General features: G+C 69.8%; 18 protein-coding genes, 1 tRNA gene and 1 riboswitch. Of the genes, 6 read left to right on the plus strand and 13 right to left on the minus strand.

Annotated elements, in window-relative coordinates; all coding sequences use genetic code 11:
- Positions 1 to 193: 193 nt before the first annotated feature.
- Entirely contained in the window at positions 194 to 2617 is a 2424-nt protein-coding gene (locus OG802_RS13430; protein WP_329410379.1) for a transglycosylase domain-containing protein, read from the plus strand.
- A gap of 97 nt (positions 2618 to 2714) precedes the next feature.
- On the opposite strand, the gene OG802_RS13435 is transcribed toward OG802_RS13430, so the two are convergent.
- The 3 genes from OG802_RS13435 to OG802_RS13445 all read right to left on the minus strand — a co-directional run bounded on the left by OG802_RS13435 (position 2715) and on the right by OG802_RS13445 (position 3967).
- On the minus strand, positions 2715 to 3035 hold the full coding sequence (locus tag OG802_RS13435; RefSeq protein WP_329410381.1) for a DMT family transporter: 321 nt from the start codon (positions 3033 to 3035) through the stop codon (positions 2715 to 2717).
- A 37-nt stretch (positions 3036 to 3072) separates the two neighbouring features.
- Positions 3073 to 3142, minus strand: a riboswitch (guanidine-III (ykkC-III) riboswitch).
- Positions 3143 to 3214: 72 nt separating this feature from the next.
- The gene (locus OG802_RS13440) at positions 3215 to 3517 is read right to left on the minus strand and encodes a GroES family chaperonin (protein WP_236052880.1); all 303 of its coding nucleotides are present in this window, start codon (positions 3515 to 3517) and stop codon (positions 3215 to 3217) included.
- Between the two features lie 120 nt (positions 3518 to 3637).
- Positions 3638 to 3967 (minus strand): DUF3618 domain-containing protein, encoded by a 330-nt coding sequence (locus tag OG802_RS13445; protein ID WP_329410385.1) that lies wholly within the window; start codon positions 3965 to 3967, stop codon positions 3638 to 3640.
- Positions 3968 to 4075: 108 nt separating this feature from the next.
- On the opposite strand from OG802_RS13445, the gene bcp reads away from it, so the two are divergent.
- Positions 4076 to 4543, plus strand: a complete 468-nt coding sequence (gene bcp, locus OG802_RS13450) for a thioredoxin-dependent thiol peroxidase (protein ID WP_329410387.1) — start codon at positions 4076 to 4078, stop codon at positions 4541 to 4543.
- 238 nt (positions 4544 to 4781) lie between these two features.
- A tRNA-Leu gene (locus tag OG802_RS13455) sits at positions 4782 to 4865 on the plus strand.
- Between the two features lie 65 nt (positions 4866 to 4930).
- Here the strand turns inward: OG802_RS13455 and rdgB are convergent.
- From rdgB to OG802_RS13475, 4 genes are all read right to left on the minus strand, one after another.
- On the minus strand, positions 4931 to 5533 hold the full coding sequence (gene rdgB / locus OG802_RS13460; protein ID WP_329410389.1) for an RdgB/HAM1 family non-canonical purine NTP pyrophosphatase: 603 nt from the start codon (positions 5531 to 5533) through the stop codon (positions 4931 to 4933).
- A gap of 32 nt (positions 5534 to 5565) precedes the next feature.
- Positions 5566 to 5973: a hypothetical protein gene (locus OG802_RS13465; RefSeq protein ID WP_329410391.1), complete on the minus strand. Its 408-nt coding sequence runs from the start codon at positions 5971 to 5973 to the stop codon at positions 5566 to 5568.
- Positions 5974 to 6082: 109 nt separating this feature from the next.
- The gene (gene rph, locus OG802_RS13470; RefSeq protein WP_329410393.1) at positions 6083 to 6820 is read right to left on the minus strand and encodes a ribonuclease PH; all 738 of its coding nucleotides are present in this window, start codon (positions 6818 to 6820) and stop codon (positions 6083 to 6085) included.
- 78 nt (positions 6821 to 6898) lie between these two features.
- Positions 6899 to 7132, minus strand: a complete 234-nt coding sequence (locus OG802_RS13475) for a PTS glucose/sucrose transporter subunit IIB (RefSeq protein WP_329410395.1) — start codon at positions 7130 to 7132, stop codon at positions 6899 to 6901.
- A 177-nt stretch (positions 7133 to 7309) separates the two neighbouring features.
- On the opposite strand from OG802_RS13475, the gene OG802_RS13480 reads away from it, so the two are divergent.
- Positions 7310 to 8608, plus strand: a complete 1299-nt coding sequence (locus OG802_RS13480; protein WP_329410397.1) for a PTS transporter subunit EIIC — start codon at positions 7310 to 7312, stop codon at positions 8606 to 8608.
- Between the two features lie 155 nt (positions 8609 to 8763).
- Positions 8764 to 10014 (plus strand): PTS transporter subunit EIIC, encoded by a 1251-nt coding sequence (locus OG802_RS13485; protein WP_329410399.1) that lies wholly within the window; start codon positions 8764 to 8766, stop codon positions 10012 to 10014.
- Positions 10015 to 10113: 99 nt separating this feature from the next.
- On the opposite strand, the gene OG802_RS13490 is transcribed toward OG802_RS13485, so the two are convergent.
- The gene (locus OG802_RS13490) at positions 10114 to 11307 is read right to left on the minus strand and encodes an IS30 family transposase (RefSeq protein ID WP_443055435.1); all 1194 of its coding nucleotides are present in this window, start codon (positions 11305 to 11307) and stop codon (positions 10114 to 10116) included.
- Positions 11308 to 11587: 280 nt separating this feature from the next.
- Positions 11588 to 12340 (minus strand): MBL fold metallo-hydrolase, encoded by a 753-nt coding sequence (locus OG802_RS13495; RefSeq protein WP_329410401.1) that lies wholly within the window; start codon positions 12338 to 12340, stop codon positions 11588 to 11590.
- A 260-nt stretch (positions 12341 to 12600) separates the two neighbouring features.
- On the opposite strand from OG802_RS13495, the gene OG802_RS13500 reads away from it, so the two are divergent.
- On the plus strand, positions 12601 to 13104 hold the full coding sequence (locus tag OG802_RS13500) for a type II toxin-antitoxin system PemK/MazF family toxin (protein WP_329410403.1): 504 nt from the start codon (positions 12601 to 12603) through the stop codon (positions 13102 to 13104).
- Positions 13105 to 13110: 6 nt separating this feature from the next.
- Here the strand turns inward: OG802_RS13500 and OG802_RS13505 are convergent, their stop codons facing one another.
- The 4 genes from OG802_RS13505 to OG802_RS13520 all read right to left on the minus strand — a co-directional run bounded on the left by OG802_RS13505 (position 13111) and on the right by OG802_RS13520 (position 15297).
- Positions 13111 to 14061 (minus strand): PLP-dependent cysteine synthase family protein, encoded by a 951-nt coding sequence (locus OG802_RS13505; RefSeq protein WP_329410405.1) that lies wholly within the window; start codon positions 14059 to 14061, stop codon positions 13111 to 13113.
- 16 nt (positions 14062 to 14077) lie between these two features.
- Positions 14078 to 14356 (minus strand): MoaD/ThiS family protein, encoded by a 279-nt coding sequence (locus tag OG802_RS13510; protein ID WP_079661963.1) that lies wholly within the window; start codon positions 14354 to 14356, stop codon positions 14078 to 14080.
- Positions 14357 to 14483: 127 nt separating this feature from the next.
- Positions 14484 to 14579: a putative leader peptide gene (locus OG802_RS13515; RefSeq protein ID WP_319301368.1), complete on the minus strand. Its 96-nt coding sequence runs from the start codon at positions 14577 to 14579 to the stop codon at positions 14484 to 14486.
- A gap of 133 nt (positions 14580 to 14712) precedes the next feature.
- Positions 14713 to 15297, minus strand: a complete 585-nt coding sequence (locus tag OG802_RS13520; protein WP_329410410.1) for an isochorismatase family protein — start codon at positions 15295 to 15297, stop codon at positions 14713 to 14715.
- Positions 15298 to 15412: the final 115 nt, after the last annotated feature.

Genomic DNA, 15412 nt, shown 5'->3' on the forward strand with positions numbered 1-15412 from the left:
CCGTCGGCACCGAAGCGCAGGAGCCTAGTGCGCCGCCGCCGTCGCGCGCCACGCGATTTCCGGCACAAACACGCGCCGATTGTCGGGAACGGAACGCAGGGTGCGAGAGTCTTCAACAGGGGGCGCAGAAGGCGTACGAGGCTTACGAGGCGTACGGGAACGTACCCACGCGAAATCAGGAGTCCTGCAGCACATGAGTGACGATCCGCAGCCGCAGCAGCCGACCGAAGGCTGGGCACCAGGAAAGCCCGAGGCGGGTGACGGGGGAAGCGAGAACAAGGTGAAGCGACCCAAGCGCACCGGACTGCGCCGCCTCCTGCCCACCTGGCGCATGGTGCTGGGCACGTTCGTCCTCGGCGTCCTGCTGGTCGTCGGCCTGTTCTTCCTCGGCTACTCGATGGTCAAGATCCCGCCGGCCAACGCACTCGCCATGAAGCAGTCCAACGTCTACCTCTACGCCGACGGCACCGAGATCGCCCGCGACGGCACCGTCAACCGCGAGAACGTCGACCTCTCCCAGATCTCCAAGGACGCCCAGCACGCCGTCCTGGCCGCCGAGGACCGCGACTTCTACACCGAGTCCGCCATCGACCCCAAGGCGATGCTGCGGGCCGGCTGGAACACCGCCACCGGCAAGGGCAAGCAGTCCGGCTCCACCATCACCCAGCAGTACGTGAAGAACTACTACCTCGCGCAGGAACAGACCGTCACGCGCAAGTTCAAGGAGTTCTTCATCTCCATCAAGCTCGACCGCGAGAAGTCCAAGGACGAGATCCTCGAGGGCTACCTGAACACCAGCTACTTCGGCCGCAACGCCTACGGCATGCAGGCCGCCGCCAAGGCCTACTACGGCGTCGACGCCGCGAAGCTCACCGCCGCCCAGGGCGCCTACCTGGCCGCACTGGTCAACGCGCCCAGCGAGTACGACGTCATCGCGCACCCCGAGAACAAGGCCGCCGCCCAGGCCCGCTGGAACTACGTCCTCGACGGCATGGTCACCAAGGGCTGGCTCAGCCAGACCGCCCGCAGCGGCATGAAGTTCCCCGCGCCCAAGGAGACGTCCGGCGCCGACAACGGCATGTCCGGTCAGCGCGGCTACCTCGTCAACGCGATCAGGGACCACCTCAAGAACAACAAGATCGTCACCTCGGAAGAGCTGGAGAGCGGCGGCTACCGCATCACCACCACCCTCGACAGGGCCAAGCAGAAGGCCTTCGTCGACGCCGTCAACGACAAGCTCATGTCGAAGCTCGACCCGAAGAAGCGCAAGGTCGACTCCTACGTCCGCGCGGGCGGCGCCGCCGTCGACCCCAAGACCGGCAAGATCCTCGCCATGTACGGCGGCGTCGACTACGTCAAGCAGTACACCAACAACGCCACCCGCCAGGACTTCCAGGTCGGCTCCACCTTCAAGCCGTTCGTCTTCACCTCGGCCGTCCAGAACGACTCCACCACCCAGGACCGCCGGCAGATCACGCCCAACACGGTCTACGACGGCACCAACAAACGCCCCGTCCAGGGCTGGTCCGGGCCCTCCTACGCCCCCGAGAACGAGGACTACGTCAACTACGGCGACATCAACGTGCGCACCGCCACCGACAAGTCCGTCAACACGGTGTACGCGCAGATGGCCGTCGACGTCGGCCCCGCCAAGGTCAAGCAGACCGCGATCGACCTCGGCCTGCCCGCCACCACCCCCGACCTCCAGCCCTACCCCTCCATCGCCCTCGGCACCGCCAACGCCAGCGTCCTGAACATGGCCGAGGCCTACGCCACCCTCGCCAACCACGGCAAGCACGGCGCCTACACCCTGATCGGCAAGGTCACCAAGAACGGCGCCGACGTGATGGAGCTGCCCGCGTACAAGGCCACCCGGGCCGTCAGCCGCGAAGCCGCCGACACCACCACCTCCGTCCTGCGCAGCGTCGTCGAGAACGGCACCGCCACCGAGGCCCTCGCCGCCGGCCGGCCCGCCGCCGGCAAGACCGGCACCGCGGAGGAGGACCAGGCCGCCTGGTTCGCCGGCTACACCCCCGACCTCGCCACCGTCGTCGCCGTCATGGGCCAGGATCCCGAGACCGCCCACCACAAGTCCCTCAAGGGCGCCATGGGCCTCGACCGCATCAACGGCGGCGGCGCGCCCACCCAGATCTGGGCCCAGTTCACCAGGAACGCCCTCAAGGGCACCCCGGCCTCGGAGTTCAACCTCCAGATCCAGGACGGCGGCGAGGAGTCCGCCTACCCGTCCACCCCGCCCTCCTCGGACGAGCCCGGCGACGACGAGTCCACCGGCAGCACCCCCTCCGGCGACGCCACCAAGGGCCGGACGCAGGGCCAGACCCAGGGGCAGACGGGCGGCGCCCACACCACCGGCGGCGCCAACGGCGACACCACCTCCGGCGCCACCGGCAACGGCGGCACGAACACCGGTGCCACCTCGGCCGGCGCGACCGGCGGCAGCCCCACCACCGGGGGCGCCACCTCCGGCGCCGACTCCGGCGGGACCGACGGCGGGGGCGCAGCGGCCGGCGCCACCGACGGCGGCGCCACCGGCGACCCCGGCAACTCGGGAGGCACCACCGTCGGCCCCCAGCTCACACCCGTCCGCCGCGACTAGCGACCGCCCGCCGCCCGCCCGTCCGTCCGCGCCCGTTCCGCGCGGGCGGACGGCGGCGACCAGCGGAGTACGGCGCTCTCCGGTCAGTGGCTTCCGGTCAGTGGCCTCCGGTGACCTTCAGCCCCACCACGGCGACGAGCAGCAGACAGACGAAGAAGATCCGGGCGGCGGTCACCGGTTCCCCCAGCACCGCCATCCCCACCACCGCAGCCCCGGCCGCACCGATCCCCACCCACACCCCGTACGCCGTCCCGATCGGCAGCGAGCGCGCCGCGTACGACAGCAGCACCATGCTCGCGACGATCCCCGCGCCGGTGAACACACTCGGCACCAGCCGGGTGAACCCCTCGGTGAACTTCATCCCCACCGACCAGCCCACCTCCAGCAGACCGGCGACGACGAGCAGAACCCAGGCCATGGGGCACCTCCGGAACGACGACTGACACAGGACAGTGCGTGCGTCGTCTTTGCGGATCCCGGTACGGCGCGTCTCGTCGGGTGCCTTCGACGATAGCGAAGGAAACACGAAAGGGGCTGGTGACCGCGGTCACCAGCCCCTTCTCCGTCGTCGCCCCGGAGGGCTCCGCCACCGTCGGCTCAGAGGTACAGCCCCGTCGAGTCCTCCGACCCCTCGAACCGGTCCGCGGCGACGGCGTGCAGGTCGCGCTCCCGCATCAGCACATACGCCACGCCCCGCACCTCCACCTCCGCCCGGTCCTCCGGGTCGTACAGCACACGGTCCCCCGGCTCCACCGTCCGCACGTTCTGCCCCACCGCGACGACCTCCGCCCACGCCAGCCGGCGGCCGACGGCCGCGGTGGCGGGAATCAGGATGCCGCCACCGGAACGCCGCTCGCCCTCGCCGGTCTCCTGCCGCACGAGCACACGGTCGTGCAGCATCCGGATGGGCAGCTTGTCGTGCCGGGGATCGAGGTCGTCTCTCTTGGCGCTCACAGCACTGAACCTACCTGCCCGGAGCCGATCCGTGAGCGGGCGGGTCCGGGGCGGTCCCGGACCCGGTCAGCCCTGGCGCCGGCGGGCCCCCAGGGCCAGCAGCCCCACGACCCCGACGACGACGAGCGCCGCCGGCACCACCCGCTCCAGCCGGGGTGCGCCGTCCTCGTCCACGAACTGCGCCCGCACCTCGCTCACGACCCGGTTGACCTGCACATAGGCCCGGCCCAAGGTGTGATCGACATTGGCGACGACCTTGGCCTTGGCGTCCCCGACGATGGTCTTCGGGTGCACCCGCACCCCGATCTCGTCCAGCGTCTCCGCCAGCACCTCGCGGCGGGCCCTGATGTCCGCCTCGATCTGCGCCGGGGTTCTGGTGTCCGACGTCTCCGCCACGGTAAGGCCTCCGAAGTCAGCCGATTCTTGTTCTGCGATCCCAGTCCCGGACAGTCTGTCAGCTCCGCGCGCCGCCGCACTGTCAGGACCCCCGGTTAGGCTGGCCCGATGAGCGAGCGACTCCAGCCCGGGGACGTGGCCCCCGACTTCACCCTCTCCGACGCCGACGGCAACCAGGTCTCCCTGTCGGACCACAAGGGCCGCAAGGTCATCGTCTACTTCTACCCGGCCGCGCTGACCCCAGGCTGCACCAAGCAGGCCTGTGACTTCACCGACAACCTCGAACTGCTGACCGGCGCCGGCTACGACGTCCTCGGCATCTCCCCGGACAGCCCCGAGAAGCTGGGGAAGTTCCGTGACAAGGAGTCCCTGAAGGTCACCCTCCTGGCCGACCCGGACAAGACCGCGCTCGACGCGTACGGAGCGTTCGGCGAGAAGAAGAACTACGGCAAGACGTACATGGGCGTCATCCGCTCCACCGTCGTGGTGGACGAGGAGGGCAAGGTCGAACGAGCCCTCTACAACGTCCGCGCCACCGGCCACGTCGCCAAGATCATCAAGGACCTGGGCATCTGAGGCCCCCTCCCCCGCACGGACGGCCCGGGCCGGACCCCCGACCCGGGCCGCTTCACATCCCCAGCGGGACCGTCAGGCAGACGGTTCGTCACTCGGCGCTCGGAAAACCGCGCCGCCTGTGCCCTCACCGCCCCGCGCCGGCCGAGCCGTGGCGTCGCCGGAAGGGCAGGACCCACTCGCCGGGTCGGGCGTGGCCCCGTACACTGAGGGCCGCCGGTCGAGCTTGACGACCGTGTGAGCGGCCTTGGCGGAATTGGTAGACGCCTCGCGTTTAGGGCGCGCTGGGAGCAATCCCGTGAGGGTTCGAATCCCTCAGGCCGCACTCACCTTCATCAGCGAGGTCCGACTTGCGGCTTCCGCAATCCGGACCTTGCTGATGGACACTCCTCAGCCCAGCAGTTCCCGTACCGCCGGCACCAGTTCCCGGAAGGCCTTGCCCCGGTGGCTGATGGCGTTCTTCTCCGCCGGTGTCAGTTCCGCGCAGGTGCGCGTCTCGCCGTCCGGCTGGAGGATCGGGTCGTAGCCGAAGCCGCCCGCACCCGCGGGGGCGAAGCGCAGCACTCCGCGCAGCCGGCCCTCGACGACGCGTTCGGTGCCGTCCGGGAGGGCGAGGGCCGCGGCGCAGGCGAAGTGCGCGGCCCGGTGTTCCTCGGCGATGTCGGAGAGCTGGGCCAGGAGGAGGTCCAGGTTGGCGCGGTCGTCGCCGTGTCGGCCGGACCAGCGGGCCGAGAAGATGCCGGGGGCGCCGTTGAGGACGTCGACGCAGAGGCCGGAGTCGTCGGCGACGGCCGGGTGGCCGGTGGCCTGTGCGAGGGCATGGGCCTTGAGCAGGGCGTTCTCGGCGAAGGTGACGCCGGTTTCCTTGACGTCGGGGATGTCGGGGTAGGCGTCCGCGCCGACGAGGTCGTGGGGCAGTCCTGCGTCGGCGAGGATCGACCTGAGTTCGGTGATCTTTCCGGCGTTGCGGGTGGCGAGGATCAGGCGGGTCATGCGCCCAGTATCCCCAGTGCCGTGGGCCGTCCCTACGGTGTGCAGACCTTGGTGAGTTCGCCGGCCGCGTCGGTGACGGGGCTGAGGTCCGGGGTCTCGTCGCCGTTCTCGATGGCGGTGCGGACGTTGGCGACGGCTGCCTGGAGGTGGTCGACGGCCTTGTTCACGTCGGCGTTGTCCGACTTGTCGCCGATCGATTCGAGGTCGTTCTCGATGGCGGTCAGGGACTCCTGGGTCTGGGTGGGGTCGTTCGCCGCGTTGCGCACGGCCTGCTGGAGGTCGGTGACGCTGTCGGCGATGGAGTCGGCGGTCTGGACGCAGTCCAGTGCCTTGTCGACGGCGGCGCAGCCGGTCGCCGTGAGGGCCAGGCCGAGGGCGGCGGCCGCGGTGGCGGCGGCGATGAGGGCGCGGTGGGTGCGTGGGCCGGCGGCCGTGGTCATCGGTGGTTCCTCCCGTTGTCAGGCCCAGGAGGACCCCGTCGGTGCACTGGCGAAGACGCGCCGGAGGGCGGGCCGGTTGCCCGTGCCCGCCGCGTTCCCGGCGTGCCGTTTACTTTTCCGGAAGGGCGTCGAGTGCCGCGCGCTGGAGGGCGGTGAGTTCGGCGCAGCCGGAAACGGCGAGGTCGAGAAGGGAGTTGAGTTCGTCGCGGGCGAACGGCTCGGCCTCGGCGGTGCCTTGGACCTCGACGAAGCGGCCGTCGCCGGTGCAGACGACGTTCATGTCGGTGTCGGCGCGGACGTCTTCCTGGTAGCAGAGGTCGAGGAGCGGGACTCCGGCGACGATGCCGACGGAGACGGCGGACACCGTGCCGGTGAGGGGCTGGCGGCCGGCCTTGATGAGCTTCTTGCCCTGGGCCCAGGTGACGGCGTCGGCCAGGGCGACGTAGGCGCCCGTGATGGCGGCGGTGCGGGTGCCGCCGTCGGCCTGGAGGACGTCGCAGTCGAGGACGATGGTGTTCTCGCCGAGCGCCTTGTAGTCGATGACGGCGCGCAGCGAGCGTCCGATGAGGCGGGAGATCTCGTGGGTGCGGCCGCCGATCTTGCCGCGGACGGACTCGCGGTCGCCGCGGGTGTTGGTGGCGCGGGGGAGCATGGAGTACTCCGCGGTGACCCAGCCTTCGCCGCTGCCCTTGCGCCAGCGGGGGACGCCTTCGGTGACGGAGGCGGTGCAGAAGACCTTGGTGTCGCCGAAGGAGACGAGGACGGAGCCCTCGGCGTGCTTGCTCCAGCCGCGTTCGATGGTGACGGGGCGGAGCTGTTGGGGGGTGCGGCCGTCGATTCGAGACATGGCGCTGAGCCTAGCCGCACATGCGGAAGGGGCTCCTCCCGCGGTGGGGGGAGCCCCTGGGGCGAGCCGGGGGGCTCGTCACATCATGTCTTCGATCTCCGCCGCGATGGGGTCGGCGTCGGTGCCGATGACGACCTGGATGGCGGTGCCCATCTTGACGACGCCGTGGGCGCCGGCGGCCTTCAGGGCGGCTTCGTCGACCTTCGAGGGGTCGTTGACCTCGGTGCGCAGGCGGGTGATGCAGCCTTCGATCTCTTCGATGTTGTCGAGGCCGCCGAGTCCGGCGACGATCTTCTCAGCCTTGGTGGCCATGTTCCGCTCCCTGATTCCCTGATGCGCGCCGCAATTCTTGGCTGAACCGCTTTGTCGCAGTAACCCACAGTTGGCCCATCTTCGCGAGCGATTGCGCGGTGTGTGTCCGAGGATGACGTCACAGCAGCCCAATCGTCCGTAGCTGGTCTACACCACCTGACAGGCGGTCGCCAAACGATGAGTGCCGAGAGCGCGCAGACCGACGTCAGCCCGGCGCGCCTGCGGTGGCAGCGCGCGTTCCAGGGTCTGCAGAAGATGGGTCGCAGTCTGCAGTTGCCGATCGCGGTGCTGCCGGCGGCCGGCATCCTCAACCGCCTCGGCCAGCCTGATGTGTTCGGGGACGACGGGCTGGGCTGGACGAACGTGTCGAAGGTGATGGCGGGTGCGGGCGGGGCGCTGCTCGACGGTTCGCTGGGGCTGCCGATGCTGTTCTGCGTCGGTGTGGCGATCGGGATGGCGAAGAAGGCGGACGGTTCGACGGCGCTGGCGGCGGTGGCCGGGTTCCTTGTCTATTACAACGTGCTGCAACAGTTCCCCGAGGACTGCGGGCCGGGTTCGAAGGTCATCCCGAACATCGGGTGTCAGGCGACGGACAACACGGTGGGGGCTTTCACGTACCAGAATCCGGGGGTGTTCGGCGGGATCGTGATGGGTCTGCTGACCGCTTATCTGTGGCAGCGGTATCACCGGACGAAGCTGGTGGACTGGCTCGGGTTCTTCAACGGGCGGCGCCTGGTGCCGATCATCATGGCGTTCGTGGCGATCGCGTTCGCCTCGCTGTGTCTGTGGGTGTGGCCGCCGATCGGTGACGGCCTGGAGAGCTTCAGCGACTGGTTGAGCGGGCTGGGTTCGTGGGGTGCGGGGATCTTCGGTCTGGCGAACCGGGCGCTGCTGGTGATCGGGCTGCACCAGTTCCTGAACGTGCCCATCTGGTTCCAGTTCGGCAGCTACACGAAGCCGGACGGGACGGAGGTGCACGGTGACATCAACATGTTCCTCGCGGGCGACCCGAACGCGGGCCAGTTCACGTCGGGGTTCTTCCCGATCATGATGTTCGCGCTTCCGGCGGCGGCGCTGGCGATCACGCACTGTGCGCGGCCGGGGCGGCGCAAGGAGGTCGGCGGGCTGATGCTGTCGGTGGCGCTGACGTCGTTCGTCACGGGCATCACGGAACCGATCGAGTACTCGTTCCTGTTCGTGGCGCCGCTGCTGTACGCGGTGCACGCGCTGCTGACGGGTGCGTCGATGGCGGTGACGTGGGGGCTGGGCGTGCATGACGGGTTCAGCTTCTCGGCGGGGCTGATCGACTACGTCATCAACTGGAATCTGGCGACGCGGCCGTGGGCGATGATCCCGATCGGGCTGGGGTTCGCCGTCGTCTACTACGCGGTGTTCCGGTTCGCGATCACGCGGTTCGACCTGAAGACGCCGGGGCGGGAGCCGGAGGAGGAACGGGAGGACGTCACCAAGGCCTGAGCGGAGGCCCGCGGAGACGGGGCGGGCGTCCGAGATCCGGCACGGGGCGTAGTTCTTCGGTTGCACGTTTGACGGGTTCCTTATATCGCCACCATCGTGCTAGAACATGGTCTACACCACTCAGTGGTGTAGACCATCACCGATGGAGGAAGTCTATGAGCACCGCCACCGCGCCCACGGCGGCCCCCGCGAAGAAGCGGGGATCGGGCCTTTTCCAGGGCCTCCAGAAGGTCGGCCGAAGCCTTCAGCTGCCCATCGCCGTGCTGCCGGCGGCGGGCATCCTGCTGCGGCTGGGAGTCCCGGACATCGCGCACAAGCTGCACCTGCCCGACAAGGTCACGGAGGTGTTCGCCTCGGCCGGCGGTGCGATCTTCGACAACCTGCCGATGCTGTTCTGCATCGGTGTCGCGATCGGCTTCGCCAAGAAGGCGGACGGCTCCACCGCGCTCGCCGCCCTGGTCGGCTTCCTGGTCTACAGCAACGTCCTCAAGGCGTTCCCCGTGACCGAGGCGAAGGTCCAGGCGGGCGCGGACATAGCGGCGACCTACAACAACCCCGGTGTCTTCGGCGGCATCATCATGGGTCTGCTGTCCGCCGTGCTGTGGCAGCGCTACCACCGCAAGAAGCTGGTGGACTGGCTCGGCTTCTTCAACGGCCGTCGTCTGGTGCCGATCATCATGGCCTTCGTCGGCACGGCCATGGGCGTCTTCTTCGGCCTGGTCTGGGAACCGATCGGTGACGGCATCTCCAACTTCGGCGAGTGGATCACCGGTCTCGGCACCGTCGGCGCGGGTCTGTTCGGTCTGATCAACCGCGCGCTCATCCCGGTCGGCATGCACCAGTTCGTCAACTCCGTGGCGTGGTTCCAGATCGGTGACTTCAAGGACTCCGCCGGCGCCGTCGTGCACGGTGACCTGACCCGCTTCTTCGCCGGTGACGCGAGTGCGGGACAGTTCATGTCCGGCTTCTTCCCGATCATGATGTTCGGTCTCCCGGCCGCCGCGCTCGCCATCGCCCACACCGCGCGCCCCGAGCGCCGCAAGGCCGTCCTCGGCATGATGATCTCGCTCGCGCTGACGTCCTTCGTGACGGGCGTGACCGAGCCGATCGAGTTCTCGTTCATGTTCATCGCCCCGCTGCTCTACGCGATCCACGCGGTGCTCACCGCCCTGTCGATGGCGATCACCTGGGCGCTCGGCGTGCACGCGGGGTTCACCTTCTCCGCGGGCTTCATCGACTACGCCCTGAACTGGAACCTGGCCACCAAGCCGTGGCTGATCATCCCGATCGGTCTGGTCTTCGGCGCGATCTACTACGTGGTCTTCCGCTTCGCGATCACGAAGTGGAACCTGCCCACCCCGGGCCGTGAGCCCGAGGAAGAGGTCGAGGACCTCACGAAGGCGTAGACGCCGGCGTGGACGGAGACCTCGTCCACGGACACGGACACGCGAAGACCCCCGGAGCCCTGAAGGCGGATTCTCGGGGTCCTCGCAACACCTGATGGCTTATGCGGCCGTCAGTAGATCACGCAGGCGCTCGGCTGGGGTTCTCCAGCCGAGCGTTTTGCGTGGCCGGCCGTTGAGTTGCTGGGCAACGTGTTCGAGGTCTGCGGGACTGTGCGCGGAGAGGTCGGTGCCTTTGGGGAAGTACTGCCGCAGCAGGCCGTTGGTGTTCTCGTTCGATCCGCGCTGCCAGGGCGAGTGGGGGTCGCAGAAGTAGACTGGCACGCCGGTGGCCACGGTGAACTGCTTGTGCGCGGCCATCTCGCAGCCCTGGTCCCAGGTCAGCGAGCCACGCAGGTGCTCGGGCAGGGTCTGGATCAGCGGCACCAGCACATCGCGGACTTCCTCGGCCGTGTGCCCGCCGGGCAGATGTCCGAGCAGGACGTAGCGGGTGGAGCGCTCGACCAGGGTCACTATCGCGCTCTCGCTGCGGGGGCCGACGATCAGATCGCCTTCCCAGTGGCCAGGAACAGCCCGGTCCTCGACCTCCGGCGGCCGCTCGGAGATCATCACCATCTCGTCGACGAAGCGGCGAGTGCGCTGCTCCGGGCTGCGGTGGGGCTTGCGGCGGGTGCGTCCGGTGCGCAGCGCCAGGGCGACCTCGCGGCGCAGTCCGCCGCGGGCCTGGACGTAGACCGCCTGGTAGATCGTCTCCGGACTCACGCGCATGCTCTCGTCGTCGGGGAACTCGATGAGCAGAGCGTGGCAGATCTGCTCGGGCGACCAGCGTTCCTGGAGCTTGGCCGTAGCGAAGTCGCGCAACGCTCCTTCCCGGGCCAGCTTGGAGTCCTTTGGACGCGACCGGCTCTTCGCCCATGCCCGCTGGGCTTGGTGCGGCCGGTAGACGCCGTTGACCGCACGGGCGTCGATCTCACGCTTGACGGTGGAGGCCGGCCGGCCGAGTGCCCGTCCGATCGCGCGCAGCGAGCGGCCCTCACGGCGCATGTCGGCGATCAGCTCCCGCTCGGCCACGGTGAGGAAACGGGGGTGCAGCCCGGCCTCGACCGCGGCAACGGACGGCTTCGACGCGGCAGTAACGATGGTGATCACACCGGTCGTATAGTCGATCAGGCGGCCGTCTGCATGCAGGCGCGAGTGGCCGATCTGCCGGATCCCTTGGTCCCAGTCCCGAGCGGTGCGCTCGTGGACGCCGACCTGCGCGGCGGCATCGCGGCGATGGACTCCGGCCGCACGCAGCCGCTCGTACTCCGCCCGACCGGGATGCCCGGATGTGCCGGGCTTGCCGCGACCTCGGACACCAGCCTGACGGGCCCATCCGAACGCCGTATTGCGGTTCACTCCGACTGCGCGAGCGGCAGCGGTGATGCCGCCGTCCTCCCGATCCAGCGCCTCGAAGAACTTCGCCTTCAGCACCTCAAAATCCACGATCCCCGCAACTCCCTGAACTCCAGGGTGTTGCGGGGATCAATAGAACCCGCCTGAACCGCTCCGGGGGTCTTCGTCCGCGTGCGGGGGATCAGATCTCGTACGTCTGCCGTGGCGCGGCCAGTTCGACCGGGCCCGCGAAGGTCGTCCGGGCGTCGGCCAGGTTGACCTGGGGGTCCGTCCACGGGGGGATGTGGGTCAGCACGAGCTTGCGCGCGCCCGCCCGGCTCGCCGCCTCGCCGGCCTCGCGGCCGTTGAGGTGCAGGTCGGGGATGCTCTCCTTGCCGTGGGTGAAGGCGGCCTCGCACAGGAACAGGTCGCTGTCGCGGGCGAGTTCCTCCAGGGCGGGGCTGGCGCCGGTGTCGCCGGAGTAGGTCAGCGAGCGGCCGCCGTGCTCGACGCGGATGCCGTAGGCCTCGACCGGGTGCGCCACGCGTTCGGTGTGCACGGTGAAGGGGCCGACGTCGAAGGTGGACGGCTTGACCGTGTGGAAGTCGAAGACCTCGCTCATCGAGGAGGCGGAGGGCGTGTCGGCGTAGGCCGTGGTGAGGCGGTGCTCGGTGCCCTCGGGGCCGTAGACCGGGATCGGGTCGCAGCGTCCGCCGTCGTGCCGGTAGTAGCGCGCGACGAAGTAGGCGCACATGTCGATGCAGTGGTCGGCGTGCAGATGACTCAGGAAGATCGCGTCGAGGTCGTACAGACCGCAGTGGCGCTGCAACTCGCCCAGGGCGCCGTTGCCCATGTCGAGAAGCAGCCGGAAGCCGTCGGCCTCGACGAGGTAGCTCGAGCAGGCCGATTCCGCGGACGGAAACGACCCCGAGCAGCCGACGACGGTGAGCTTCATAAAGCAGAATCCTCCGCTGGCGGGTGACCGAGAAGTACCGGAAGGGATCCGAGGGGCGGACCGTTGAACGAGTGATCGTCAAAGGGGGCGACAGGGGTCGTGCGGTCCGTCGAGCGTAAGGCGCAAAACCTCGGGTCGCTCCTCCACCAGGGGCTGTTGTGGGCGAACTCACCTGTGGTGTCACCGGTTCGGCTGGACCGGCGGCGCATGGGGTGCGGAGAGGGCGCGCGGCGGAAGTCGCACGCCGGTAACGTCATCGTATGCACACGTCCTGGTGGCTCGCGCTCGCGGCCGTGGTACTTCTCGCGCTGATCGCGACGGTGGTGGACGGCTGGGGACGGGGGCGGCGGCCGCGGCGGCCCGGGGACCGACCGCCCGGTCGGCGCGCGGACCGTCCGGCAGGTCGCTCGACCACCCGTCCGAAGGGTCGGCCGGCCCGTGACCGAGGCCCGGCGGGGCGGCCGAAGCCCGCGGAGATCTGGTGGGCGGACGTGCCGTTCGAGGACGGGCCGGGCGGGAAGGACCGGCCGTGTCTGGTGCTGGTGGTGCGCGGTGACCGGGTGACCGTCGTGAAGATCACCAGCAAGTACCACGAGGAGCGGCCCGGGGTGATCCCGCTCCCGCCGGGCTCCGTGGGCGACGCGCACGGGCGGCCGAGCTATCTGGAGACGGACGAGCTGCGCCAGGTGCGGCTGCGGGACTTCCGGCGCCGGGTCGGCGCGGTGGACCCGGCCCTGTGGGACCGGGTCCGGCACCTGGCCTAGGCCCGCCTACGCCCAGAGCTGGCCTTGGACTGTCGCGATGGCCTCCTCGGTGGTGGCCGCGGTGTAGACGCCCGTCGAGAGGTACTTCCAGCCGCCGTCGGCCACGACGAACACGATGTCGGCGCTCTCGCCCGCCTTGACGGCCTTGTTGCCGACGCCGATCGCGGCGTGCAGGGCCGCTCCCGTGGAGACGCCGGCGAAGATGCCCTCCTCGCGCAGCAGCTCGCGGGTGCGGGTGACGGCGTCCGCCGAGCCGACCGAGAAGCGGGTGGTGAGGACGGAGGCGTCGTACAGCTCGGGCACGAACCCCTCGTCGAGGTTGCGCAGGCCGTAGACGAGGTCGTCGTAGCGCGGCTCGGCGGCGACGATCTTGACGTCCGGCTTGTGCTCGCGCAGGTAGCGGCCGACGCCCATGAGGGTGCCGGTGGTGCCGAGGCCGGCGACGAAGTGGGTGATGGAGGGCAGGTCGGCGAGGATCTCGGGGCCGGTGCCGGTGTAGTGGGCGCCCGCGTTGTCGGCGTTGCCGTACTGGTAGAGCATCACCCAGTCGGGGTGCTCGGCGGCCAGTTCCTTGGCGACGCGCACGGCGGTGTTGGAGCCGCCCGCGGCCGGGGAGGAGATGATCTCGGCGCCCCACATGGCGAGCAGGTCCCGGCGTTCCCGGGAGGTGTTCTCCGGCATCACGCAGACCATGCGGTAGCCCTTGAGGCGGGCCGCCATGGCGAGGGAGATGCCGGTGTTGCCGCTCGTCGGCTCCAGGATCGTGCAGCCGGGGGTGAGGCGGCCGTCCTTCTCCGCCTGCTCGACCATGTGCAGGGCGGGACGGTCCTTGATGGAGCCGGTGGGGTTGCGGTCCTCCAGCTTCGCCCAGATGCGGACGTCGGTGGACGGCGAGAGCCGCGGCAGGCGCACCAGGGGGGTGTTGCCCACCGCGGCCAGCGGGGAGTCGTAGCGCATCGGGGTCGGCGGCCGATCAGGCCATGCCGCCGGCGACGGCCGGCAGGATGGTCACGGTGTCGCCGTCGGTCAGCTTGGTGTCGATGCCGTCGACGAAGCGGACGTCCTCGTCGTTGAGGTACACGTTCACGAAGCGGCGCAGCTTGCCGTCGTCCACGATGCGGGCGTGGATGCCCGCATGCCGGGTCTCGAGGTCGGTGAACAGGTCGGCGAGGGTGTCACCGCTGCCCTCCACCGCCTTCTGACCGTCGGTGTACTGGCGGAGGATGGTGGGGATGCGGACCTCGATGGCCATGGCTGTGGGCTCCTGTCGGATGGTGTGGGCAGCGCGGTTACGTGCGGGTGGGACTCCCCCGCGCTCGGCTGCGCCCGCGGGGGCGGTGCCCCCATCGGCTCTCGGCCGTACGGCGGCGGGTACAGCGTCAACAGATGGCGCTGGCGAGCCTGCACAGGTCGACGTGCAGCCGCGCCACGAGCAGTGCGCCCGGCGTCTTCGTGCTCACGTCGTTCAGAACCATGGGCTCATCGTATCGATTCCCGGTCCGCCTTCCGGAATGCGATCCCACATGGTGGACGATGCGTGGTCGTGGAGCGAGACGCGGGTGCGTGCGTCTTCGGAGAAGGCACCGGTCCCGGGGGTGGGTCAGACGATCAGACGACAGGCTTTCCCGTCAGCTCCACGCCCGCCGCGCGCATCTCCGCCAGGGCCCGGTCGGTGGTGTTCTCGGCGACGCCGGCCGTCAGGTCCAGCAGGACCTGGGTGCGGAAGCCCTCGCGGGCCGCGTCCAGGGCGGTGGCGCGGACGCAGTGGTCGGTGGCGATGCCGACGACGTCCACCTCGTCGATCTGCCGGGCGCGCAGCCAGTCGCCGAGGGTGACGCCGTTCTCGTCGGCGCCCTCGAAGCCGCTGTAGGCGGCCGCGTAGTCGCCCTTGCTGAAGACGGCGTCGACGGCGCCGGAGGCGACGGCGGGGGCGAAGTTGGGGTGGAAGCCGACGCCCTCGGTGCCGGCGACGCAGTGCGCGGGCCAGGAGTGGACGTAGTCGGGGTTGTCGGCGAAGTGGCCGCCGGGCGCGATGTGGTGGTCGCGGGTGGCGACGACGTGCCGGTATCCGGCGGGGGCCTGTCCGATCAGCTCGGTGATCGCGGCGGCCACGTCGGCGCCGCCGGCCACCGCGAGGCTGCCCCCTTCGCAGAAGTCGTTCTGCACGTCAACGACGATCAAGGCGCGGCGCATGGGCGGTGTCCTTCGATGGCGGTCCCCGGCTCCGCAGAGCGCGGGGGAGGGTGAAGTAATCGAGCCTAGAGACTTTGCCGGTCGTACGGGAGGGGGCTGCGCCCGGCGGTCGCCG

It is taken from the genome of Streptomyces sp. NBC_00704 (assembly GCF_036226605.1).
Taxonomy (GTDB): Bacteria; Actinomycetota; Actinomycetes; order Streptomycetales; family Streptomycetaceae; genus Streptomyces.